25 protein-coding genes and 1 tRNA gene are annotated in these 20294 nt (G+C 62.6%); 8 read left to right on the top strand and 18 right to left on the bottom strand.

Going from position 1 to position 20294, the window contains the following annotated elements; genetic code table 11:
• Window positions 1-467: 467 nt before the first annotated feature.
• On the bottom strand, window positions 468-845 hold the full coding sequence (gene rplL / locus KJQ96_RS08695) for a 50S ribosomal protein L7/L12 (RefSeq protein ID WP_213286269.1): 378 nt from the start codon (window positions 843-845) through the stop codon (window positions 468-470).
• A 50-nt stretch (window positions 846-895) separates the two neighbouring features.
• A complete protein-coding gene (gene rplJ, locus KJQ96_RS08690) occupies window positions 896-1414 on the bottom strand; it encodes a 50S ribosomal protein L10 (RefSeq protein ID WP_057843567.1) in 519 nt (172 codons plus the stop codon).
• Between the two features lie 398 nt (window positions 1415-1812).
• Here rplJ and KJQ96_RS08685 point away from each other — a divergent pair, with 398 nt between their 5' ends.
• From KJQ96_RS08685 to sigJ, 3 genes are read left to right on the top strand one after another with little or no spacing between them, the layout of a single operon-like run.
• Window positions 1813-2418, top strand: coding sequence for a hypothetical protein (locus KJQ96_RS08685; protein WP_213286268.1), 606 nt, complete (start codon window positions 1813-1815; stop codon window positions 2416-2418).
• A complete protein-coding gene (locus tag KJQ96_RS08680; RefSeq protein WP_213286267.1) occupies window positions 2411-2956 on the top strand; it encodes a hypothetical protein in 546 nt (181 codons plus the stop codon). Before KJQ96_RS08685 ends, KJQ96_RS08680 begins: the two co-directional genes overlap by 8 nt.
• Window positions 2928-3821, top strand: coding sequence for an RNA polymerase sigma factor SigJ (gene sigJ, locus KJQ96_RS08675; RefSeq protein ID WP_309142384.1), 894 nt, complete (start codon window positions 2928-2930; stop codon window positions 3819-3821). Before KJQ96_RS08680 ends, sigJ begins: the two co-directional genes overlap by 29 nt.
• Before the next feature lie 5 nt (window positions 3822-3826).
• Here sigJ and KJQ96_RS08670 read toward each other — a convergent pair whose 3' ends face one another.
• The 5 genes from KJQ96_RS08670 to secE form a co-directional block, all read right to left on the bottom strand.
• Window positions 3827-4780, bottom strand: a complete 954-nt coding sequence (locus tag KJQ96_RS08670; protein ID WP_213286266.1) for a 2-hydroxyacid dehydrogenase — start codon at window positions 4778-4780, stop codon at window positions 3827-3829.
• 128 nt (window positions 4781-4908) lie between these two features.
• Entirely contained in the window at window positions 4909-5601 is a 693-nt protein-coding gene (gene rplA, locus KJQ96_RS08665; protein WP_057843562.1) for a 50S ribosomal protein L1, read from the bottom strand.
• A gap of 6 nt (window positions 5602-5607) precedes the next feature.
• Window positions 5608-6036: a 50S ribosomal protein L11 gene (gene rplK / locus KJQ96_RS08660; protein WP_028349072.1), complete on the bottom strand. Its 429-nt coding sequence runs from the start codon at window positions 6034-6036 to the stop codon at window positions 5608-5610.
• A 132-nt stretch (window positions 6037-6168) separates the two neighbouring features.
• Complete coding sequence (gene nusG / locus KJQ96_RS08655; protein ID WP_028349073.1) at window positions 6169-6699, bottom strand: transcription termination/antitermination protein NusG; 531 nt, start codon at window positions 6697-6699, stop codon at window positions 6169-6171.
• A 20-nt stretch (window positions 6700-6719) separates the two neighbouring features.
• Window positions 6720-6911 carry a preprotein translocase subunit SecE gene (gene secE / locus KJQ96_RS08650; protein ID WP_028349074.1) on the bottom strand — a complete coding sequence of 64 codons (192 nt, stop codon included), beginning with the start codon at window positions 6909-6911 and terminating at the stop codon, window positions 6720-6722.
• A gap of 368 nt (window positions 6912-7279) precedes the next feature.
• Between secE and KJQ96_RS08645 the strand changes: the two genes are divergently transcribed.
• Window positions 7280-7465 (top strand): hypothetical protein, encoded by a 186-nt coding sequence (locus KJQ96_RS08645; RefSeq protein WP_213286265.1) that lies wholly within the window; start codon window positions 7280-7282, stop codon window positions 7463-7465.
• A gap of 51 nt (window positions 7466-7516) precedes the next feature.
• On the opposite strand, the gene KJQ96_RS08640 is transcribed toward KJQ96_RS08645, so the two are convergent.
• The 5 genes from KJQ96_RS08640 to KJQ96_RS08620 all read right to left on the bottom strand — a co-directional run bounded on the left by KJQ96_RS08640 (window position 7517) and on the right by KJQ96_RS08620 (window position 11204).
• On the bottom strand, window positions 7517-8206 hold the full coding sequence (locus KJQ96_RS08640; protein WP_309142383.1) for a hypothetical protein: 690 nt from the start codon (window positions 8204-8206) through the stop codon (window positions 7517-7519).
• A gap of 68 nt (window positions 8207-8274) precedes the next feature.
• On the bottom strand, window positions 8275-8670 hold the full coding sequence (locus KJQ96_RS08635) for a phage holin family protein (protein ID WP_057843560.1): 396 nt from the start codon (window positions 8668-8670) through the stop codon (window positions 8275-8277).
• Window positions 8667-9263, bottom strand: a complete 597-nt coding sequence (locus tag KJQ96_RS08630) for a hypothetical protein (RefSeq protein WP_249733880.1) — start codon at window positions 9261-9263, stop codon at window positions 8667-8669. Before KJQ96_RS08630 ends, KJQ96_RS08635 begins: the two co-directional genes overlap by 4 nt.
• A gap of 16 nt (window positions 9264-9279) precedes the next feature.
• Window positions 9280-10305, bottom strand: coding sequence for a DUF3618 domain-containing protein (locus tag KJQ96_RS08625; RefSeq protein ID WP_213286263.1), 1026 nt, complete (start codon window positions 10303-10305; stop codon window positions 9280-9282).
• A 44-nt stretch (window positions 10306-10349) separates the two neighbouring features.
• Window positions 10350-11204, bottom strand: coding sequence for a YihY/virulence factor BrkB family protein (locus KJQ96_RS08620; protein ID WP_213286262.1), 855 nt, complete (start codon window positions 11202-11204; stop codon window positions 10350-10352).
• Between the two features lie 108 nt (window positions 11205-11312).
• Here KJQ96_RS08620 and KJQ96_RS08615 point away from each other — a divergent pair, with 108 nt between their 5' ends.
• Window positions 11313-11561 carry a DUF3072 domain-containing protein gene (locus KJQ96_RS08615; protein WP_249733878.1) on the top strand — a complete coding sequence of 83 codons (249 nt, stop codon included), beginning with the start codon at window positions 11313-11315 and terminating at the stop codon, window positions 11559-11561.
• Window positions 11562-11653: 92 nt separating this feature from the next.
• Here the strand turns inward: KJQ96_RS08615 and KJQ96_RS08610 are convergent.
• Window positions 11654-11729: transfer RNA gene (locus tag KJQ96_RS08610), tRNA-Trp, on the bottom strand.
• A 148-nt stretch (window positions 11730-11877) separates the two neighbouring features.
• Here KJQ96_RS08610 and KJQ96_RS08605 point away from each other — a divergent pair.
• Window positions 11878-13101, top strand: a complete 1224-nt coding sequence (locus tag KJQ96_RS08605) for a serine hydrolase (protein ID WP_213286261.1) — start codon at window positions 11878-11880, stop codon at window positions 13099-13101.
• A 169-nt stretch (window positions 13102-13270) separates the two neighbouring features.
• Here KJQ96_RS08605 and KJQ96_RS08600 read toward each other — a convergent pair whose 3' ends face one another.
• A complete protein-coding gene (locus KJQ96_RS08600) occupies window positions 13271-14038 on the bottom strand; it encodes an SDR family NAD(P)-dependent oxidoreductase (protein ID WP_028349077.1) in 768 nt (255 codons plus the stop codon).
• An 89-nt stretch (window positions 14039-14127) separates the two neighbouring features.
• The gene (locus KJQ96_RS08595; protein WP_213286260.1) at window positions 14128-14838 is read right to left on the bottom strand and encodes a histidine phosphatase family protein; all 711 of its coding nucleotides are present in this window, start codon (window positions 14836-14838) and stop codon (window positions 14128-14130) included.
• A gap of 139 nt (window positions 14839-14977) precedes the next feature.
• On the opposite strand from KJQ96_RS08595, the gene KJQ96_RS08590 reads away from it, so the two are divergent.
• Window positions 14978-15763, top strand: a complete 786-nt coding sequence (locus tag KJQ96_RS08590) for an SDR family NAD(P)-dependent oxidoreductase (protein WP_213286259.1) — start codon at window positions 14978-14980, stop codon at window positions 15761-15763.
• Window positions 15764-15780: 17 nt separating this feature from the next.
• On the opposite strand, the gene KJQ96_RS08585 is transcribed toward KJQ96_RS08590, so the two are convergent.
• Genes KJQ96_RS08585 through KJQ96_RS08575 form a run of 3 tightly spaced genes read right to left on the bottom strand, consistent with a single transcriptional unit; the run spans window position 15781 to window position 19059 of the window.
• Window positions 15781-16692 carry a DMT family transporter gene (locus tag KJQ96_RS08585; RefSeq protein ID WP_213286258.1) on the bottom strand — a complete coding sequence of 304 codons (912 nt, stop codon included), beginning with the start codon at window positions 16690-16692 and terminating at the stop codon, window positions 15781-15783.
• 18 nt (window positions 16693-16710) lie between these two features.
• A complete protein-coding gene (locus tag KJQ96_RS08580; protein WP_213286257.1) occupies window positions 16711-17769 on the bottom strand; it encodes a phosphotransferase family protein in 1059 nt (352 codons plus the stop codon).
• A gap of 57 nt (window positions 17770-17826) precedes the next feature.
• Window positions 17827-19059, bottom strand: a complete 1233-nt coding sequence (locus KJQ96_RS08575; protein WP_213286256.1) for an acyl-CoA dehydrogenase family protein — start codon at window positions 19057-19059, stop codon at window positions 17827-17829.
• 216 nt (window positions 19060-19275) lie between these two features.
• Between KJQ96_RS08575 and KJQ96_RS08570 the strand changes: the two genes are divergently transcribed.
• The gene (locus KJQ96_RS08570; protein ID WP_213286255.1) at window positions 19276-19968 is read left to right on the top strand and encodes a TetR/AcrR family transcriptional regulator; all 693 of its coding nucleotides are present in this window, start codon (window positions 19276-19278) and stop codon (window positions 19966-19968) included.
• Window positions 19969-20294 lie beyond the last annotated feature (326 nt).

Below are 20294 nucleotides of genomic sequence, written 5' to 3'. Positions count from 1 at the left end.
GTCGCCTTAGTAGGCGAACCTTCCGAAGCGCGACTGCCGTCGCCCCCGGGTTGAATTGTCGAATCGCTCAAAAGGAACAAAGCCCACTTTCAGGAATTAAATCCTGAACCCGCACTTTAGACCTTCAAAACGCAAAACGACGCGCGGGCGCATGACTGCACCCGCCCGTCATAACTGGTGGTTTCACGGACTGAAAAAGCCCGAAATCTGACTGTCTCCCAACGCGTTACGTCGGGAACCCTGCCGTCCCCGCCGCCTTATCGCGCTTTCCTGCTGCCGACCCGATATGGGGCGGCAATCGTGGAGATTCGAGGGGTAACCCCGCGAATCCCCACACTTTTTTGTGTACGCCGTGCTCCGGGCTACCCCACAGCACAAACTTTGCAAGCTCCGGCCATCCACGCCGCTGGCAGGAGATCCCGGGTCGCGCTGACGCTCGCCCCGGGATTTCGCTGAAGTGACTCGCGTTACTTCAGCTCAACCTTGGCGCCAGCCTTTTCGAGCTGGGCCTTGAGCTTGTCGGCCTCTTCCTTGTTCACGCCTTCCTTGACCGGCTTGGGCGCGCCTTCGACGAGGTCCTTGGCTTCCTTGAGGCCCAGGCCGGTGATGGCGCGGACTTCCTTGATGACTTCGATCTTCTTCTCGCCGGCGGCAGCGAGAACGACAGTGAAGTCGGTCTTTTCTTCAGCCGGAGCAGCAGCGGCGGCGCCACCCGCGGGACCGGCAACCGCCACGGCGGCAGCGGCGGAAACGCCCCACTTTTCTTCGAGCAGCTTCGCGAGCTCGGCAGCTTCGAGCACCGTGAGGCTCGAGAGGTCGTCGACGATTTTCTGTAGGTCAGCCATTGATCAGTTCCTTAAAGGTTTGGTTCGAACCAGATTTGATTTGCGAAGGGTCAGGCCGCTTCACTCTTTGAGGCATAGGCCTGGACGACGCGCGCGAGCTTGGCCGCGGGCGCAGTGGAGAGTTGAGCGATCTTGGTCGCCGGCGCCACCAGGAGGCCGACAAGCTTGCCGCGCAGTTCGTCCAGCGACGGCAAGGAGGCAAGTGCCTTCACGCCGTTCACATCCAGGACGGTTTTACCCATCGAGCCGCCGAGAATGACGAACTGCTCGTTCGTCTTGGCGAACTCCATGGCAACCTTCGGCGCCGCTACCGGATCGTTTGAAGTCGCGATCACGGTCGGCCCCTTCAAAAGGGAGCCAATGGCAACGACGTCCGTGCCTTCAAGAGCAATTTTGGCGAGACGGTTCTTCGAGACCTTCACCGACGCGCCCGCCTGCTTCATCTGCGTACGCAGCTTCTGCATCTGGGCCACGGTGAGGCCGGAATAATGGGCGACGACTGCAACGCTCGTGGTCTTGAAGACCTCGTTCAGCGCCTCAACCGCGTCCTTTTTTGCCGCTCTTTCCACAGCAAGCTCTCTCCGGTTGGCGGCCTTCGCTTAAGAGCGAGACCGCCGGGTTGCACCCATCGTCTCGCCCAAACCTGACCTCTAGACACCAATCTCAAGGACACGCCGGGCAGACGACATTTGAAAAGCCTGCCCTCCCGAACCAGATGGCGCGGGGTGTCGAGGTTCGAACCAAATCAGCCTTGGCGCCGCGCAAGGCGACGCTAAAGCGAAATCCGGTCTTCACCCGTCTATGCAGGCTATAAGATTAAGCCGTTGAGGAACTTGCGTTTCTTCGCGGGCGCCTGCAGTCTCGGACAGGATCGGGGCCATTCGGCAAGCCGAAGGACCCCTGCCGCATTCCACGAAACGATGAGTTTCGTTCCTTTCGAGCAATCCATGTGGATGTCCTGAAAGGAATGATCTCCTACCGTAACGGGTTTTCGGAATGCGCGCACAGACGTGCCAGCTATGGCCAGCACGCCTGGAAGCCGTTGTTTAACGAGTCTTGCCCGGCTTGCCAAGAGCAAAATTCACACCAGTTCACGGACCGGCCGGACAACAATTTTCGTTCCGGATCTCGAAATTTCTTTGACGGTTCCGTCACACCGGCGACGCCCGCCTCGTCTTGGCCGCAGGAGGTTCTCATGCGGCGTCAGTTGGCAGCCATTCTTGCGATACCCACGGTTCTGAACGGGCTGGCAATGCTTATGGCCGGACCGCTCTGGTACCAAAGCGTGCCCGGGGTGCCCGACACCGGCCCGTTCAACCCACATTTTGTTCAGGACATCGGTGCCGCGTTCCTCGTAGCCGGTCTGGCGCTGGCCGTGCGGGCATGGCGCCCGCGCTATTGGCCGGCGGCCGTGGCGGGGGCCGGGTTCCTCGCCGCGCACGGTCTGATCCACCTGGTGCTGATCGTTAGCGGGCGCGCCCATCACGGCGCGTTCGATCTCCTTGCCGTGGTCCTGCCCTCCGCACTCGCCCTCTATTCCGCCCTTCCCAACCAAGGAGAAAAATATGCGTAGTTGGATCGCCCGCCGCAGTTTGCGCGCATTCGCCAAACGCTACGGTTACGACGTCAGCTATCTCGAAATGATGCTGAACGAATCGCCCGCTGCCCTCTTCAAGTTCGCGCCCCTCATGAAGGCGGCCGCCCACCGCGAGGTGGTCCCGGCCGATGCCAGCTTTGCTGCCAAAATCGTCGGCGCGCTGGCGGAGGATTGCGGCCCCTGCACGCAACTGGTCGTCGACATGGCGTTGGAGGCGGGCATGGCCAAGGACCAGATCGAAGCGGTTCTTCGCCGCGATCCGCGCGCGATGAATGACGCGACCATGCTCGGGTTCCGGTTTGCCGACGCCGTGGTGCGCCGCTCGACCGATGACGACGAATTTCGTGATGCTGTCCGCGCCCAATGGGGCCCGAAAGGCGTGATAGACCTGACGCTGGCGCTACAACTCGGCCGCATGTTCCCGATGGTGAAAGCCGGGCTCGGCTATGCCAAGGAGTGCCGCCGCGTCTCGGTGAATGGGCACGATGTCGATGTCGTCAAACAAGCTGCATGACGACGACCCGCTGGCGCCCCATCGCGGGCGCCTGCTCGGGCTCGCCTATCGCATGCTCGGCAGCCGCAGCGACGCCGAAGACGTCGTGCAGGACGCCTATCTCCGCTTTGCCGGCGCCCGGGATGTCCGCAACGCGGAAGCGTTTCTCGTCACCGTCGTGACCCGGCTTTGTCTCGATCGCCTGAAGAGCGCGAAGGCGCAGCGGGAGATCTATATCGGGCCCTGGCTTCCGGAGCCCGTGTGCGACGCGGAAAGCCTGTCGGCCGAAGCCGCCACCGAACTGGCCGACGATCTATCGTTCGCCCTGCTGCTGGCGTTGGACCGGCTTTCTCCGATGGAGCGCGCGGCCTTCCTGCTGCACGATGTGTTCGACACGCCGTTTTCCGAAATCGCCGCGATGCTCGACCACAGCGAGGCCGCCTGCCGTCAACTTGCCTCGCGCGCCCGCCGAGCGGTGCGCGACAACCGCCCGGCACCTGCGGCCGCGCCGGACGATCACGCGCGCCTGCTGCATGCTTTCAGCGAAGCGGTCGCCAGCGGCGATGTCAGTCGGCTGGCCGAATTGCTACGCGAGGATGCGGTTGCGATTACCGACGGCGGCGGCCGCAAATTCGCGGCGCGCAATCCGATTGTCGGGAAAGACAAGGTCGCCCGCTTCTTCGTCGGCATCGCCGGCAAGACCGCCGGCCAGGACGTCCGTATCGAGCCGGCTGTCATCAACGGTGCCATTGGCGCGCTACTCTATCTGGATGGCGAACTCGACCTCACTTTGAGCATGGCGATCGATGGCGAAAGAATCGCCGCGATCTACGTCGTCCGCAATCCCGACAAGCTGCGCCACATCCCGCCTGCCGAGATACACTGAGCCCGTCAGCCAAGCGGCACCTTGTACGGCAGCGGCTTGCCGGCGAAGAACGCGTCGAGATTGGCGAGTACGCAGTTCTGCATCGCCACATGCGACTCCAGCGTATGGCCGCCGATGTGCGGAGAGAGCACGACATTGGGCAGCGCCGTCAGCGCATCCGGAGCATGCGGCTCCTTGGCGTAGACGTCGAGGCCGGCGCCAGCGATGGTCTGGTCGGACAGCGCCGCGATCAGGGCCGGCTGGTCGATCACCGAGCCGCGCGAAATGTTGACGACATAGCCATCCTTGCCGAGCTTGCGCAGAATATTGGCATCGACAACGTGATGGGTATCGGCGCCCGCCCGCACCGCGATCATCAGGACACTGCACCATTCGGCCAGCGCATCCAGGCTCGGAAAATACCGATACGGCACATCGTGCTGCCGGCGGCTGAAATAGCCGACCTCGGTCTCGAACGCGGCAACCCGCGCGGCGATCTTGCGGCCGATCTCGCCCATGCCGTAGACGCCGATTTTGCGGCCGAGCATACCCGCCTGCGGACGCATCATCGGCGACGGCTTCGCCGCCGCCCAACTGCCGCCCCGCACATAATCGTCGGCAACGAGCAGCCGCCGCGTGGCGGCCAGCATCAGCGTAACAGCGATATCGGCGACCGACGCGGCATTGGCGCCGGGGCTGTGACCGACCGCAATATTGCGCTTCGCCGCCGCCGCCAGATCGACGCCGTCATAGCCGGTGCCGTAGCAGATAATGGCGCCCAGTTTCGGCATCATGTCCATCGCGTCGCCACGCAGCGGCGTGCCGCCCGCCGTGATCAGCGCTCTGATGTCGGCGAGTTGCTCGGCGGAGAACACCTCATTCGGCGCCTTGCCGGCAGCGTTCAGCAGTTCAAAGCGTTCGCCAAACCGCTCCATTTGGGCTTTCGGGAAACGCGAATAGATGAGGACTTTCTCGGGCATTGTTCTTCCTTCTTGCCAAGTCCTTGCCAAGTCCGACGGGGCGACGATTACGCAAAAGCGACATCAAACGCAAAGGGCGGAATCGGTCGCCCGATTCCGCCCCTGCAATTCACTTAAACCGCCACGAACTAGCCGAGCAGCGTGCCCGGCTCGACCTTGACGCCCGGGCCCATGGTGGAGGACACCGCTACGCGCTGGATGTAGGTGCCCTTGGCGCCGGCCGGCTTTGCCTTCGCCACCGCATCCGCAAGTGCTTTCACGTTCTGCACCAGCTTTTCCTCGGAGAACGACGCCTTGCCGACACCGGCCTGCACGATGCCGGCCTTCTCGACGCGGAATTCGACCGAGCCGCCCTTGGCGCCCTTCACGGCTGACGTAACGTCCATCGTCACGGTGCCGATCTTCGGGTTCGGCATCATACCGCGCGGGCCGAGCACCTTACCGAGGCGGCCAACCAGCGGCATCATGTCGGGGGTTGCGATGCAACGGTCGAAGTCGATCGTGCCGCCCTGGACCTTCTCGACGAGGTCTTCGGCGCCGACGACGTCAGCACCGGCAGCCTTGGCTTCGTCCGCTTTGGCGCCACGGGCGAACACGCCGACGCGCAGCGTGCGGCCGGTGCCGTTCGGCAGGTTGACGACGCCACGAACCATCTGGTCGGCGTGGCGCGGGTCGACGCCGAGATTGATCGCGATCTCGATCGTCTCGTCGAACTTCGACGTGGCGCGTTCCTTGACCATCTTGATGGCATCCGCGAGCGGATAGAGCTTCTCGCGGTCGATGCCCTCACGGACCTTCTTCAAACGTTTTCCGATTGCCATGGTCCGTTACCCCGCAACTTCCAGACCCATCGAACGGGCGGAGCCCTCGACCATCTTCATGGCCGATTCGACTGAGTCGCAATTGAGATCCTTCATCTTCTTCTCGGCGATCTCGCGCACCTGCGCGCGTGTCACCTGGCCCGCCTTGTCGCGGCCCGGAGCTTTCGAGCCGGACTGGATCTTGGCAGCCTGCTTGAGGAAGTAGGACATCGGCGGCGTCTTCATCTCGAAGGTGAAGGAACGGTCCGCATAGATGGTGATGATCACCGGGATCGGGGTGTTCTTTTCTTCCTTCTGCGTCTGCGCGTTGAACGCCTTGCAGAATTCCATGATGTTGAGGCCGCGCTGACCAAGCGCGGGGCCGATCGGGGGCGACGGATTGGCCGCACCCGCCGGCACCTGAAGCTTCAGGTATCCGGTCACTTTCTTTGCCATGTATCACTCCTGTTGTGCCGGGTATGAAACCGGCGGTTTCAGGGTCCGTGGTTCGGTTGAAGCGCGGTTGGCGACCGCCCTCATCCTCCCACGGCCTTAGTTGACGCGAAGACAAGCTTCGCGCCGCTCCGATCAGACCTTCTCGACCTGACCGAATTCCAGTTCGACGGGCGTGGCGCGGCCGAAGATCGACACCGCGACCTTCACGCGCGAACGCGCCTCGTCAATTTCCTCAACCACGCCGGAGAATGACGCGAACGGACCATCGGCCACGCGGACGTTCTCGCCGATTTCAAACGACACCGTGGCCTTCGGCCGCTCAACACCTTCCTGCACCTGCTGCAGGATGTGCATCGCTTCGGATTCGGAGATCGGCATCGGCTTGTTTTCTGCGCCGAGGAAGCCCGTCACCTTTGGCGTGTTCTTGATGAGATGGAACGCCTCGTCGGTCAGCTTCATCTTCACCAGCACGTAGCCCGGGAAGAACTTGCGCTCGGCGTCGATCTTGCGGCCGCGGCGCACCTCGGTGACTTTTTCGGTCGGCACCAACACCTGGTCGAACAGTTCCTCGAGGCCGCGCTGCTTCGCCTGCTCGCGGATCGATTCCGCCACCTTCTTCTCGAAATTCGAGTAGGCGTGAACGATATACCAGCGCTTGTCCATCGTAAGGGTTCCGGTGCTCATCATTGGACGCCCAGCAGGAAGGTGACGACGTAGCGGATGATCAAATCCGACAGGAAGAAAAAGATCGAAGCCAAGGCAACCATCACGAAGACCATGATCGTGGTGATCGTTGTCTCGCGGCGCGTCGGCCAGGTGACCTTGGCGGTCTCCGAGCGCACTTCCTGCAGGAATTTGAACGGGCTGAAAGCCATCGTTGGTTACCGCGTCCTTCGTGAGACGATTGCGATTCAAAGCGAATTCGAACAGCCCTCTAGTGCCCAGCCCTCTCTCGAAGGATGAGCCGCCAAGCGGGCTCGATTGTTCGGGGGAATTCAAAGCCGCGCCGGATATCCGCATCTCAACGGGCCGGCAGCAGGTGGCGGGTATCTACTGCCGCCCGGGCAAAAGGTCAAGGTACGGGGTGCCGCGCCCCCTTGTCGGCTGGCTGGTGGCCGACCGACCGGGGCGGAGCCATTGGTTAACCGCGGGTACCGGGTCGGCTCAAATGCACACTAGCCCGCCATCCTGATTTTAAAAGCTCCTGGATATCCTGTTTGCTCCACTGGGGAGCGAGACGACCATGGCACTGTTGGGCCAGGACTACGAAAGACCTTCGGGCGAGACCGCGTGGACCATTCTCGACGCGGCACATGACCTCGGCGACACCGTCACCGTCGATGCCTGCCGGCGGGTGATCGATGCCGACCTGCGCGGCGACACGCCGGCGACCTCGGACATGGCGGTCCTCTCCGCGTTCTTCGGCTAGCTCCGGGAACGCGGCAGATCTTTCTCGCAAGCCGCTGATTCAACTGCGATTTTAACCGATATTGGTCGACCGGGACGTCACGTCCGCTTTTTCTCGGGCGGCGTCCATTGCATCGTGCCCCGCCTGTTGGACCCGATCAACCAGTTCGGCACCGGCATCCGAGAACTCGGCCTTGAGCGTGTCGGAAGCCTCTCTCACGCTTTGCGATACGGCACCAGCGCGGGTATTTAGATCCGCCTTCAGACTGTCGCTGAGGTCGCCGACCCACTCGTCCTCAAGACCGGACTTCGCCAACGCCCCGGCCACCGTGGCGCCGATCGCCAGACCGACAGCACCGAGCACCAGCGGTTGTCGTTCGAGGAGATCGGAAAGCGAGGTTTGCGCCTGAGCCAGCGTTTCCCTCCGTGGCAGCGCCCTGCCCAGACGGTCCCACATTTCCCGCGCACCGGAGACGCCCTCCTCGAACCGATCGCTTATCGTATTCGCCGCATCCCCCATCGTGTCGGAAGCCGCGCTTCGAGCGTCGCGTACGGTTTCACTAATGCCTCGCGAGGCTTCGTCCTGCATGCGGGACGTTCGATCCCGAGCGGAACTGTAGCTGTTCTCGAATTTGGAAGCGGCGGCCCGTTGACCGCGCGCAACTGTATCGGCAAGCGGCGCGGCAGCGCCCATGACGGAGTTCGCCGCGTCCTTCAACTTGTCATTGCCGATAAGCAGCCAAAGCGCGCCGCCTCCGATCAAGGCCGCAGCAAGCGGATTGTCGCGGGCAGCAGCCGTCAGGCCATCTATGAAAGTCCCTTGTGTTCCGCTCATCGCACCATTCCCTTCACGGTATCCTTGTCCTTTTCGAGTTGCCGCAGCGTTTCGCGCGGGGCCAGATTCCGCGCGTCCAGCCGGTTCATGCCGATCGCAAACAGGATCGCCGCAAGCACCGCGGCCACGATCGCGGAGATCAGATACGCGACGGGCTGCGACCATCCTCCCGCGATCAAGGCGGCTGAAAGGGCAAACAGGGCCATGACAACCGCAGGAACGACGAGAATGGCGCCGGCCGCGACTAGGCCAACAGCGACACCGATTTGCTGAACCTTCTCGCCAAGCTCAGCCTTGGCGAGATCGACTTCGTTTTGAAACAGCTTGGCAAATTGCGAAAGGGCATCGCCCAAGAGGTTCGAGATCGTCCGAAGATCGGTTTTGGTGCTCATGATGCCTCCGCTTTGTAGGAGGACGAGGTGGAGGGTGATGGCGGGTACGATGAGGAAGAGCCTTGCGGTGAAGAGCTCTGATTCCCGGACGCCTTCAGGAAGCGGACCGCGGCGAAACCGGCAAGCACCGAAAGACCGAGAAAAGCCGCAGGCTGCCGCCTCGCAAAATCTGTCGCGCCATCGACGAGATCGCGGAGACTTCCGTTGCGGAACTTGTCGGCGGCCTCGTCAACATATTCAGCCGCGGAATTGATGCTGCGGGCGGCAAACGGTGCGTCATTCTCGAACGCGCGCGCCGCATTCCTGATATCGCCGGCAAGCCGGCCGATGAAATCCGCGCCCGTACGCTGTTGTCCTCCAGCCTGCTCCTGGAGACGATCGGCAGTTCCTGACGCCACGTCCTTGGCGGCATCCGCCGCTTCCTTGAATTTCTCGCGCGCCATATCCGTCGACGCCTTCAGCGCGTCGCCGGCGCGCTGCTTCATCTCTGCGCCAGCTTCGGTAGCCTGGTCCTTCAAGTCCTGGGGCGACGTCGTCGTATTCTGGTCCTGAGAGGAGTTGGTGTTACGGGTGTTGAGATCCAAATCGCTCATGGCGGTCTCTTTTCAGCTATGCGGGGTTACGGGAAGGATCAAATGCCGTCGTCACGACGTCGTCGGCCACTTCTTGGAGCCTCTCGGTCACGCCTTCCGTGATCCGACTGGCGTGCTTGCCGAGGTCGGCGTCGGAAACGCTTTTCGCCGCGGCGTCCGCAGCCGACATAACGGCGTCCTTAGCCGCATCGAATCCGGATTGAGCTGCCGTGCCGGCGGCGCGTTTTGCGCTGTCGCTCGCTTTACCCATTACGCCGGCCTCGGCCCTGGTACTTGGAAGCGAAGCAGCAAGGATCGCACCAATCGCCACTCCCAGGCCGCCGATCAATGCAGCGTTGTCGCGGATCACCTTGCTTGCCGCTGCGGGTGCTGCGGTCGCCGCGCGGGTGGCGGAGGAGCGAGCGCGCTCCATCTTTTCTTTCGCCATTTCCATAGTGTCATTTGCCATTTCCGAAGCGGCATCCGTGCCAGCCCTGACCTTGTCGATGACGGCATCAGCGGTCTCGGCGGCCCGATCCCTCGTCTCGCTCGCCATCTCGCCCGCGGCCTCCTGTGCGTCGCCGGCCCTAGCGGTTGCCTCGCTCTGGGTGGAGGATAGCGCCTGACGCAGGCCATCGCCGAGCGACTGCGCGCGTGCCGCGGTCTCGTCCATCACTTCCCTGGCTTTTTCAACTCCGGGCGCCGCCGCTTCCGCAGCGCGGTCGCGCACGGTTTTCGAACTCAGGGCGAGCCCCGCACCGATCATCAGGAGCGGGAGCGGAAAACCGCGGGCCAGCCGCAGCGCGGGCACCGCAATCGCGGTGCCCGCGGCAATCGCCTGCATCGGATTCTCCATCGCTTGCTGCCTGAGCGCGCCAAGCCAAGTCTGCGTCTTGTGACTGATGAAGCCGGAAACCTCGGCCTTGATGCCATCCGGCGAAACCTTGTAGCGAATGTCTTCCGCGGTGTCGGTGATCTGTTCCCTCAACCGATCGACGGTCGCCGCAAGCTGCGCGCGGCTTTGCTCGGATTCCCGTCGTAGCTCTTCTACGGATCGTGTCATGTCGTCACCGCCCTCTTGGGTTCGTGTTGATTTTGAGGACGAACTCACGCGCTATTGAATTGTTCCTCGCGCTCGTCGCGCGTGGCTGGATGGCGCTCGTCATCGATCGCCTTCGTCAGTTCAGCACCGAACAGGAAAATCTGCGACGAGTAATAGACCCAGAACATGAGGACGATCAGTGCACCCGCCGCGCCATAGGACGAACTCGGCGCCGCGCGACCGAGGTATAAGCCGATTAGCGACTTGCCGACGGTGAACAACACGGCTGTGACAAATGCCCCCAGGACGAGATGGCGCCAGTAGATCGTCGTATCGGGCAGTACCCGGTAGATCGCTGCGAACAACAGCGTGAATATCGCCAGCGATACCACCGTGTTGAGAGCGCTCAGGACGACCTGATCAGCAGACCACTGCTCCAGGGCCGATAGCGCGGCGCTGGCGGCCAACGAAACGATCAGCATGAAGCCAAGGGCCGCCACCAGGCCGAGACTAGCGACGCGAGCCTTAATCAAGGAGGAGATGGGCTCGTCGACCGGCTTGGCCTTGAAAGTTGCGTTCAGTGCCGTGCGCATTTCCCCGAAAACGCCCGATGCCGTTATCAGGACGGTAACGAGCCCGATAACTGTCGCGGTCGTCCCCGACGCCGGATCGCTTGAGCGCGCGAGGATGGTCTTGATGAATTCGCCGCCCGCCGGCCCGAGCAGTTTGCCGAGTTCCTCGCTTATCGCGGCACGGGCAGCATCCTGCCCGAACGCCAAGCCTGCGATTGCGACGACGATCAGAAGCACTGGCGCCAGCGAAGTCGCCGCATAAAACGCAATGGAGGCTCCCCGGCTTAAGGCGTCGTTGGCCACAAAGCCCAAAACGGCGGCCTTCAATATCCGCCACAAGGGTGCCATTGCTCTTCCCTCGCCTCCTCGTCGCGCCGCAAGTACGGAGGGCAGGTTTGCTGAACGGCGGGAGTTCTCTGGAGTTTCACGGGTGCGTCATGGCGCACGGAACAATACATGAACAAACGCGTTCTTGGGATGAGGAGAACGGCAATGACTTCCAAGACGCGCATCGACTCGAACACAGAAAAGGACCCTGACGATTGGGTCTCCGGCGATGAGCCGATGACTGGGGCTCAGGCATCTTACCTGAAGACATTGTGCGAGCAGGCGCATTGCCCCGAGGCATTCAATGAGAACCTTACGAAGGCAGAAGCGTCGAAGCTGATCGACAAGATGCGCGAGAAAGCCGGCGTGGCAGAATAGGCCGATCGTCGTTGAATGAAGCGCGAGTTCATCGGGGGCCTGAAGGGCTCGACCGGCCGTCGCCGAAAATCAGCGTAAGTATTTGATTTAGCTGGCAGGAGTGGCAGGGCTCGAACCTGCGACCCCCGGTTTTGGAGACCGGTGCTCTACCAATTGAGCTACACTCCTGCAGGGAACCGGCGCATGCGTCGGTTCGTGCTGTTTCAAGCATAGGGCATGCCCCGATTGCAAGGGCGAAGCAACTCACCGCCCTATCCAAAGCACGCCTTCTGCGCCAGACTTGGTCATCACAACAACAAGCGCAACGGGAGAGACCATGAACGCGCAGAACGCCGCCCGGCAGACGTCCGTCCCCCAAACTCCTTCGCTCCCGCAGGCCAAGCCGGAAACGATCGGCCTCTCGAGCGTCCGCCTGCAGCGGATGTCGGACGCTTTCAAGCGGGAGGTGGACAAGGGAACCCTGCCCGGCGCCACCGTGATGGTGGCCCGACGCGGCCAGATCGGCTGGTTCGATGCGATCGGCCGCCAGAGCCCGGCCGCCAGCGCGCCGATGGCGCATGACAGCATCTTCCGTATCTTCTCGATGACCAAGCCGATCGTCTCGGTCGGCATCATGATGCTGATCGAGGACGGCCACTTCATCCTTGGCGATCCCGTCGCCAAATTTATTCCGGAGTTTGCCGACCAGAAGGTCGGCGTCGAGAGCAACGGCAAGCTCGAGCTGGTGCCGGCGAAGCGGCAGATGATGGTTCAGGACCTGCTGCGGCATACGTCCGGCCTGACCTACGACCACACCGGTAACGGCCTCGTCCAGCAGCTCTATCAGCAGTCGCGGCTGCGCAGCCGCAAGATCACCAACGCCGAGCACGCCACCATGATCGCCGGCATGCCGCTGATCTGCCAGCCCGGCGCGGAATGGAACTACAGCCGCTCGACCGACGTCTTGGGCCGCATCATCGAAGTCGTCTCCGGCAAGTCGCTCGGCGCGTTCCTGACCGAACGCATCCTGGCGCCGCTGCAGATGGCCGAGACCGCTTTCCATACCTCAGAAGCCAAGGCCGGCCGCCTCGCCGAACCGTTCGCGACGGATCCGTGGAATGGCGACAAGGTGCAGCTCTTCAACATGCTGGAGAAGCCCGCGATGGAATCCGGCGGCGGCGGGCTGGTCTCGACCACCATGGACTATGCGCGGTTCTGCCAGATGCTGCTCAACGGCGGCGCGCTCGACGGCAACAGGATCATCGGCCGCAAGACGCTGGAGTTGATGGCATCGGATCATCTCGCCCCAGGCGTGAAGGTTGACTCGCCGCTGATGCCGCCCGGTCATGGTTTTGGCCTCGGCTTCGCGGTCCGCACTCAAAGAGGCATCGCGCCGTTCCCGGGATCGCTCGGCCAGTTCTTCTGGAGCGGCATGGCCGGCACGTTCTTCTTCATCGATCCCGCGGAAGACCTGTTCACGGTCTTCATGATGCAGGGCCCCGGCCAGCGCGAATACATCCGCAACATGCTGCGGGATCTGGTGTACGCGGCGGTGGAGTGACGTCGAGGCGTTTTCTCCGCGCAGCCCCCAGCCACCACCGTCATGCCCCGCGAAGGCGGGGCATCCAGTACGCCGTGACATCTATGGGAATCGAGACGATTGCGTTTACTGGATCGTCCGCCTTCGCGGACGATGACAGTGAAAATGCAGACGCAGCGCGCGTCACATCTCAACTGATCGTCGCGCCGCCGTCGATCACGATGGTCTGCCCGGTCATGAAGTCGCCGGCTTTCGATCCCATCAGCACCGCAGCGCCCGCGATCTCGTCCGGCACGCCGATGCGCAAAAGCGGCGAGCGCGCGGTGGAAGCCTTCAGCGTCTCCGGATTGTCCCACAACGCCTTGGCGAAATCGGTCTTGATCAGGCCGGGCGCGATGCAGTTCACGCGGATATTGTGCTTGCCGTATTCGCAGGCCAGATTGCGCGCGAGCTGCATGTCGGCCGCCTTCGAGATCGCGTAGGCGCCGAGCACGGTCGAGCCCTTCAGGCCTCCGATCGAGGAGACGATGATGATAGAGCCGTCTTTGCGCTCGATCATCTGCGGCACCACCATGTTGATCAGCCAGTTGTTGGCGACGATGTTGTTGTCGAGGATCTTGCGGAACTGTTCATCGGAGATGCCGCCGAGCGGGCCGTAATAGGGGTTGGATGCGGCGTTGCAGACCAGCACGTCGATCTTGCCGAAGGCGCGGTTGGACTCGTCGACGAGGTTTTGCAGATTTTCCTTGCTGGAAATGTTCGCGGCGATCGCGACCGCCGTCCCCTTGCCGAACTTGTCGTTGATTTCCTTGGTGACCTGGTCGCAAACATCCTGTTTTCGCGAGGAGATCACGACCTTCGCGCCGTGCTCGGCCATCCGCTCGGCGATGGCGCGGCCGATGCCGCGCGTCGAGCCGGTGATGACGGCGACTTTCCCGGTCATGTCGAACAAGCTCATGTCTCTCTCCCGATGTTGATCCAGCGCGATGCCGGTTTCGTCTTGAATTCGAGCTAAGCAGCCTTTGCGGCCTTCGACAACTTGAGGCGTCAACCGAGCTTGGTCGACGGTGGCTCGACCTCCGGCCCGGCCGGCTGGTGCATGGCTTGGTGCGAAGCGTCCGCGATCCATGGCTGCTGGTTGACCATCGGCAGCCGCCAACGGCTGTGACTGGCGCTGGAGAGGTGATCGAGCCGCGTCACCGAGCAATTGTCGATATCGAAGGCCATGCCCTTATCGGGATGGCCGCCGAGTGCATGGCCGATGGCGGCTCTGATCGTGCCGCCATGGGCGACGACGATCACGTCCCTACCCGCCTGTTCGGCATTGATGCGCTCGATAGCACCGCTGACGCGATTGTAGAGGTCCATAAAACTCTCACCACCGGGCGGGACCTCGTCGATTTCCGCAAACCAGTGACTGCCGAGCGGACGGCTGGCGAGGAACGCCGCGCGATTGAGGCCCTGCCACTCACCGAGATGCTGCTCGGCGAATGCGTTCACATGCGGCATCTCCGAAGGTTTCGGAAAGCCCGCGGCCCAGATGGCGTGCGCGGTCTGGTGCGTGCGCTTCAGATTGCTTGCATACCAGATTGCATTGCGCGGCAGAATTTTTCCAACAGCCTCGAACACGATGCGATCGCTGCAGTCGCAGCCGAGATCCTTCTGCCCGTAAATGCAGCCGTTATCTTCGCGAACCGGCGCGTGGCGTACCCACCACCAGCGCGTTACAACCAGTCGCGGTTTGTCTGCATTGGACATCGCCAACACCCTTCAATACTGTTCGCTGTCGCTGTACGTCAGAGCACGCATCGCCTCAAGTGACTTGGCGTTTGAAATCTTGTTTGAATTCCGCAACGCGGCACACGCCGACGCGCATAACACCGTAAGGGAGAAGCTCATGGGCCGCCTCGAAGGCAAATCCGTCGTCATCACAGGCGCTGGCAGCGGCATTGGGCGCGCGGCGTCGGTGCTGTTCTCCAAGGAGGGGGCGAAGCTCGTCATCGTCGACCGCGCTGAGGGCGTGAAGGAAACGGCCAAGCTCGTCAGCGATGCCGGCGGCACCGTCGAGGCTGTCATGGCCGATGCCGGTTCGGAGGCCGATGTGAAGGCGTTCATCGACAAGGCGGTTTCGAAATACGGCCGGCTTGATGCGATCTGGGCCAATGCCGGTGTCAGCGGCGGGCTGGTGCCGCTGGCCGAGCAGACCGTCGAACATTGGCAGGAAGTTTTGCGCATCAATCTGATCGGGCCATTTCTCGCGATCAAGCATTCGATGCCGCACATGATCCGGCAGCAGTCCGGCTCGATCGTGTGCACCGCTTCTGTTGCAGGGCTCAAGGCCGGCGCCAGCGGTCATCCCTATGGCGCGAGTAAGGCCGGCGTCATCAGCCTGGTGCAGACCACCGCCTATTCGCTGTCCGGCACCGGCGTGCGTATCAACGCGGTCTGCCCCGGCCTGATCGAGACCGGCATGACCAAGCCGGTATTCGACCGCGCCAAGGAGCGCGGCACTTCCGACAAGATCGGCCAACTCAATCCGCTGAAGCGCCCCGGCCAGCCGCACGAACTCGCCGCGATGGGCCTGTTCCTCGCCAGCGACGAGGCCTCCTACGTCAACGGCCAGGCAATCCCGGTCGACGGCGGCCTCACCGCGTCGATGCCGTATACGGGCAAGCCGATCTGATTTCCGTTTCGTCATGCTCACAACCCGTCCGGCGGCAGGCCGGATGACTCCGCCGCCAGCGCACGGTGGCGGATGCGCTCGCGGTAGAATGCGTAGAGGCCTGATAACACGATGATCGAGGCGCCCAGCACCATCATTGCATCGGGTACATCGCCGAACACGAGGTAGCCGAGCAGCATCGCCCATAGCAGCGCGGAATAGCGGAACGGCGCCACCGCCGAGATGTCGCCCGAGCGCAGCGCCGAGATGATGCATTGATAGCCGATCAGTAGCAGCACCGCGGCCAGTGCCTGCAGGCCTAGCGCGCCAGCGGATGGCGGCGTCCAGCCGCCGAGCGGAACGAGGATGGCCCCGCCGGCCGCCGTGACGGTCACGGTAGTCAACAAGGTGATGAACAGCGAGGGAATCTTCGCCGGGATTTTCCGCGTTGCGAGGTCGCGCAGCGCGCAGAACGCCACCGACACCAGCGCGAACAGCGAGTACTCGCTGAAGCCGGCAAGCCCCGGCCGCACGATGATGAGCACGCCGATGAAGCCTGCGACGATCGCCGACCAGCGCCGCCAGCCCACCGGCTCGCCGAAGATGACCGCGGCGCCGAGCGTGATCGCGAGCGGCAGCGCCTGGAAGATCGCCGAGGTGTTGGCGAGCGGCAGATGCACGAGCGCCGCCATGAACGAGATCGTGCCGCCGATCTCACCCAGCACCCTGAGCGCTACCGGTTTGAGCATCAGCGTGCGCAGCGGACGCAGCGCGCCCTGATAGTACGCGAACGCCGCGACCAGCAGAATCGCGAACAGCCCGCGCACCAGCATCACCTGGCCGAAGTTCATCTCTGACGACACCGCCTTGGTGATGGAGTCGTTCATCGTGAACGCCGCCATGGATACCGCCATGAGCAGGCTGCCGCGGATATTCGGTGAGAGTGCCAAGTCGGTTAGTCGCGCTGATTAGATCGCGCCGGCCTTCTGAGCGTATTCCCAGGAGGACTTCGACAGCGGCACTGTGCGCGCCGCCGACTCCAGCGCCTTGGCGTTGGCCGCGGTGCCGTCGCGGATTCGTCCGGCGATACCCTGCGTGATGCCGGCGAGGCGGAACATGTTGTAGGCGAAGTACCAGTTGAGATCGGGCACTTCCATGCCGGTGACGTCGCAGTAGATCTGCGCGGCCTCCTCCAGGCTCGGAATGTTCAGCGCCTTGAGATCGGCTTTTTCCAAGCCCGGCATAGTCCACTGCATCAACAAATAGGTGAAGTCGGCCATGGGGTCGCCGAGGGTGGACAGCTCCCAGTCCAGCACCGCCTGCACCCGCGGTTCCGTCGCGTGGAAAATCATGTTGTCGAGGCGGTAGTCGCCGTGGACGATCGAGACGCGCTTCTGTTCAGGCACAGTTCGCGGCAGCCATTCGGCTACTTTTTCGAACTCCGGAATGTGCTGGGTTTCCGAGGCGCGGTATTGCTTGGTCCAGCGGTCGATCTGGCGCGCGAAATAATTGCCCGGCTTGCCGAAATCACCAAGCCCGATCGCTTCCGGATTGAAGACGTGGAGTTTCGCCAGCGTCTCGATCTTGCTGGTGAATATCTTGCGCCGGTTGTCCGGCGTCTGGCTCGGCAGTGTCGGGTCCCAAAATACCCGGCCGTCTTCCATCGACATGATGTAGAAGGCCGCCCCGATCACGGCGTCGTCGGTGCACAGCGCGTAGGCTTTTGCGACCGGAAAGCCCTGCTTGCCGAGCGCTGCAATGACGCGGAACTCGCGGTCGACTGCATGCGCCGACGGCAGCAATTTGCCGAACGGCTTTCGGCGCATCACGTAGGATCGGGCCGGTGTTTCGAGCTTGTAGGTCGGGTTGGACTGGCCGCCCTTGAACTGCAGGACCTTTAGCGGTCCCTGATAGCCCTCGACATGCTCGCGCATCCAGCCGTCGAGGCTCGCCTCGTTGATGCGATGGCGCTCCTCGACTTCCTTGGTGCCCGAGAACTCTTCGTCTTTCCTGACGCCGTCCGCCACGATGACGCTCCCTTGGATTCTTCTTGGACTTTGGGGAGCGCCATTGATGGCCTCCCGTTAGTGCGTAGCGTTTGCATACTTCCGAAGTTCAAGTCTGGCAATGGCGCGGTTATGCACCTCGTCCGGACCGTCCGCCAGCCGCAGCGTGCGCACATGCGCGTAGTCCACCGCCAGGCCGGCGTCATCGGAGACGCCGCCGCCGCCGAACGCCTGGATCGCGTTGTCGATGATCTTCAACGCCATGTTCGGCGCCGCCACCTTGATCATGGCGATCTCGAGTTGCGCGGTCTTGTTGCCGACCTTGTCCATCATGTCGGCAGCCTTGAGGCACAGCAAGCGGTTCATCTCGATGTCGATGCGGGCTTCCGCGATGCGCTGCTCCCAGACCGAATGCTCGATGATCTTCTTGCCGAACGCGGTGCGCGACGACAGCCGGCGCACCATTTTCTCCAGCGCCTCCTCGGCCTTGCCGATGGTGCGCATGCAGTGATGGATACGGCCCGGACCGAGACGGCCCTGTGCGATCTCAAAGCCCCTGCCCTCGCCGAGCAGGATGTTCTCCTTGGGAACGCGAACGTTCTCGAGCAGCACCTGGGCGTGGCCGTGCGGCGCGTCGTCGAAGCCGAACACCGGCAACATTTTTTCCACCCTGATGCCGGGCGTGTCGAGCGGAACGATAATCTGCGACTGCTGCTGGTGACGCGCCGCGTTCGGGTCGGTCTTGCCCATCAGGATCGCGACCTTGCAACGGGGATCGCCGACGCCAGACGACCACCATTTGCGGCCGTTGATGACGTAATGATCGCCGTCCTTCTCGATGCGGGTTTCGATGTTGGTGGCATCCGACGATGCCACCGCAGGCTCGGTCATCAGGAAGGCGGAACGGATTTCGCCGTCCATCAGCGGACGCAGCCATTTGCGCTTCTGCTCCTTGGTGGCATAGCGCATGAACACTTCCATGTTGCCGGTATCGGGCGCGGAGCAATTGAAGACTTCGGACGCCCAACTGATGCGGCCCATCTCCTCGGAGAGCGGCGCGTATTCCAGATTGGTCAATCCCGCGCCACGGAATTCATCGTCCTCATGCGAGGACGGCGGCATGAACATGTTCCAGAGGCCTTCGGCGCGTGCTTTCTTCTTCAGATCTTCCAGGATCGGAATCACCTTCCAGCGCTCGCCCGCCGCGTCCTGCTGCTTGTAGATCGGCACCGCGGGGCGGACATGCGTGTTCATGAACGCGCGGACGCGGTTCAGCCATTCCTTTTGCTTGTCTGACATATCGAAATTCATGGGACGCTCCTCGGCTCTCGGCTTCTGAAATCGTTTGGCTGCACTGTCTGCCCGCCACCGGTGGCCCGCAAGCCATTTTGCGGATTTGCCCGACGGGTGACAGTCCGACCGGCAGGAAATGCGCCCCGTTCGCAAACGCGGATTGACATTTCCCGCTCTTCAAACGATAGTTTCATACAACTGTTTGAATTGCAACTCCCCAAACGGGGGCCAGATATGTCGAGCGATCGGACCCGGTCTGCCATCCTTGCCGCTGCGGAAAAGCTTTACGCCGATCGCGGCTTCGGCGACGTGACGCTGCGCGACATCGTCGCGGAAGCGAACGTCAATCTCGCTGCGGTGAATTATCACTTCGGTTCCAAGGACGAATTGATCGCGGAGCTGTTCGTCACCCGCAGCCTTGCCACCAACCGCGAGCGGCTCAACGAGTTGAAACTTGCGGAGGAACAAGGCGGCGGCCGCGCGCCGATCGACGCCATTTTGCACGCGCTGGTAGGCCCTCCCCTGCGCGGCTGCCTCGGCCCGGACCGCGAGGGTTCGACCGCGGCGCGCTTCATGATCCGCGCATCCATTGAATCGGTGCCGCCAATCCGCCGCATCAAGAACCGCGAGGTCGATCATCTGCGGAAATTCATCGCCGCGATGCGGCGCTCGCTGCCCGGCCGCGACGACGCCGAGCTCTATTGGGGCCTGCACTTCGCGCTGGCGATGACGCATCACACCATCCGGGAAAAAGAGCGGCTGACAAAATTGTCGGAAGGACAATGCGACCTCAACGACGTCGATGCCATCGTTGACCGCGTGGTTTCGGTCTCGGTGATGGCGCTGACGGCTGGCCAGACGCCGGCGAAGAAAGCGTCCGTCCGACCGGCGGCGGTGCATGGCAGGCTGACCCGGCAGGACCTGTGAACCGGACTCGTCAACGCGCTAAATTCGCGTAGCACCGACGGGCCAACGGCTGTCTCCACATCATTGCGAAATGATGTGGAGGTAGAGACGCACACACTGTTGTCATCCCCGCGCATGCGGGGATCCAGTACATCGCGGCTTCTCGGTTCAATCACTGGCGTTTCTGGAATACTGGATCCCCGCCTTCGCGGGGATGACGACCGAATATGAGGCGACACTCTCGCGACGCATAGCGCCCGAGGTTTGCTATCAACCTTCCGCCCTCTCAATTAGAGGGCGCAGGGAAGACCGGGTGCTGGCTGCACCCGCGGTCTCGTGTGCCATTG

It is taken from the genome of Bradyrhizobium sp. sGM-13 (genome assembly GCF_018398875.1).
Taxonomy (GTDB): Bacteria; Pseudomonadota; Alphaproteobacteria; order Rhizobiales; family Xanthobacteraceae; genus Bradyrhizobium.
The sequence above is the reverse complement of the archived record's forward strand: the minus strand, read 5'-3'. Positions and strand labels throughout refer to the sequence as shown.

Bases quoted from the DNA above. Each gene is read 5' to 3' on its own strand.
- KJQ96_RS08615 (WP_249733878.1), top strand. From the start codon at position 11,313: ATGAACAAACGCGTTCTTGGGATGAGGAGAACGGCAATGACTTCCAAG.
- KJQ96_RS08670 (WP_213286266.1), bottom strand. From the start codon at position 4,780: ATGCCCGAGAAAGTCCTCATCTATTCGCGTTTCCCGAAAGCCCAAATG.
- KJQ96_RS08620 (WP_213286262.1), bottom strand. From the start codon at position 11,204: ATGGCACCCTTGTGGCGGATATTGAAGGCCGCCGTTTTGGGCTTTGTG.
- sigJ (WP_309142384.1), top strand. From the start codon at position 2,928: ATGTCGATGTCGTCAAACAAGCTGCATGACGACGACCCGCTGGCGCCC.
- secE (WP_028349074.1), bottom strand. From the start codon at position 6,911: ATGGCTTTCAGCCCGTTCAAATTCCTGCAGGAAGTGCGCTCGGAGACC.
- KJQ96_RS08630 (WP_249733880.1), bottom strand. From the start codon at position 9,263: ATGAGCGATTTGGATCTCAACACCCGTAACACCAACTCCTCTCAGGAC.
- rplA (WP_057843562.1), bottom strand. From the start codon at position 5,601: ATGGCAATCGGAAAACGTTTGAAGAAGGTCCGTGAGGGCATCGACCGC.
- rplK (WP_028349072.1), bottom strand. From the start codon at position 6,036: ATGGCAAAGAAAGTGACCGGATACCTGAAGCTTCAGGTGCCGGCGGGT.
- KJQ96_RS08600 (WP_028349077.1), bottom strand. From the start codon at position 14,038: ATGAGCTTGTTCGACATGACCGGGAAAGTCGCCGTCATCACCGGCTCG.
- KJQ96_RS08570 (WP_213286255.1), top strand. From the start codon at position 19,276: ATGTCGAGCGATCGGACCCGGTCTGCCATCCTTGCCGCTGCGGAAAAG.
- KJQ96_RS08575 (WP_213286256.1), bottom strand. From the start codon at position 19,059: ATGAATTTCGATATGTCAGACAAGCAAAAGGAATGGCTGAACCGCGTC.
- nusG (WP_028349073.1), bottom strand. From the start codon at position 6,699: ATGGACAAGCGCTGGTATATCGTTCACGCCTACTCGAATTTCGAGAAG.
- KJQ96_RS08605 (WP_213286261.1), top strand. From the start codon at position 11,878: ATGAACGCGCAGAACGCCGCCCGGCAGACGTCCGTCCCCCAAACTCCT.
- KJQ96_RS08645 (WP_213286265.1), top strand. From the start codon at position 7,280: ATGGCACTGTTGGGCCAGGACTACGAAAGACCTTCGGGCGAGACCGCG.
- rplL (WP_213286269.1), bottom strand. From the start codon at position 845: ATGGCTGACCTACAGAAAATCGTCGACGACCTCTCGAGCCTCACGGTG.
- KJQ96_RS08625 (WP_213286263.1), bottom strand. From the start codon at position 10,305: ATGACACGATCCGTAGAAGAGCTACGACGGGAATCCGAGCAAAGCCGC.
- KJQ96_RS08595 (WP_213286260.1), bottom strand. From the start codon at position 14,838: ATGTCCAATGCAGACAAACCGCGACTGGTTGTAACGCGCTGGTGGTGG.
- KJQ96_RS08685 (WP_213286268.1), top strand. From the start codon at position 1,813: ATGATCTCCTACCGTAACGGGTTTTCGGAATGCGCGCACAGACGTGCC.
- KJQ96_RS08680 (WP_213286267.1), top strand. From the start codon at position 2,411: ATGCGTAGTTGGATCGCCCGCCGCAGTTTGCGCGCATTCGCCAAACGC.
- KJQ96_RS08635 (WP_057843560.1), bottom strand. From the start codon at position 8,670: ATGAGCACCAAAACCGATCTTCGGACGATCTCGAACCTCTTGGGCGAT.
- KJQ96_RS08590 (WP_213286259.1), top strand. From the start codon at position 14,978: ATGGGCCGCCTCGAAGGCAAATCCGTCGTCATCACAGGCGCTGGCAGC.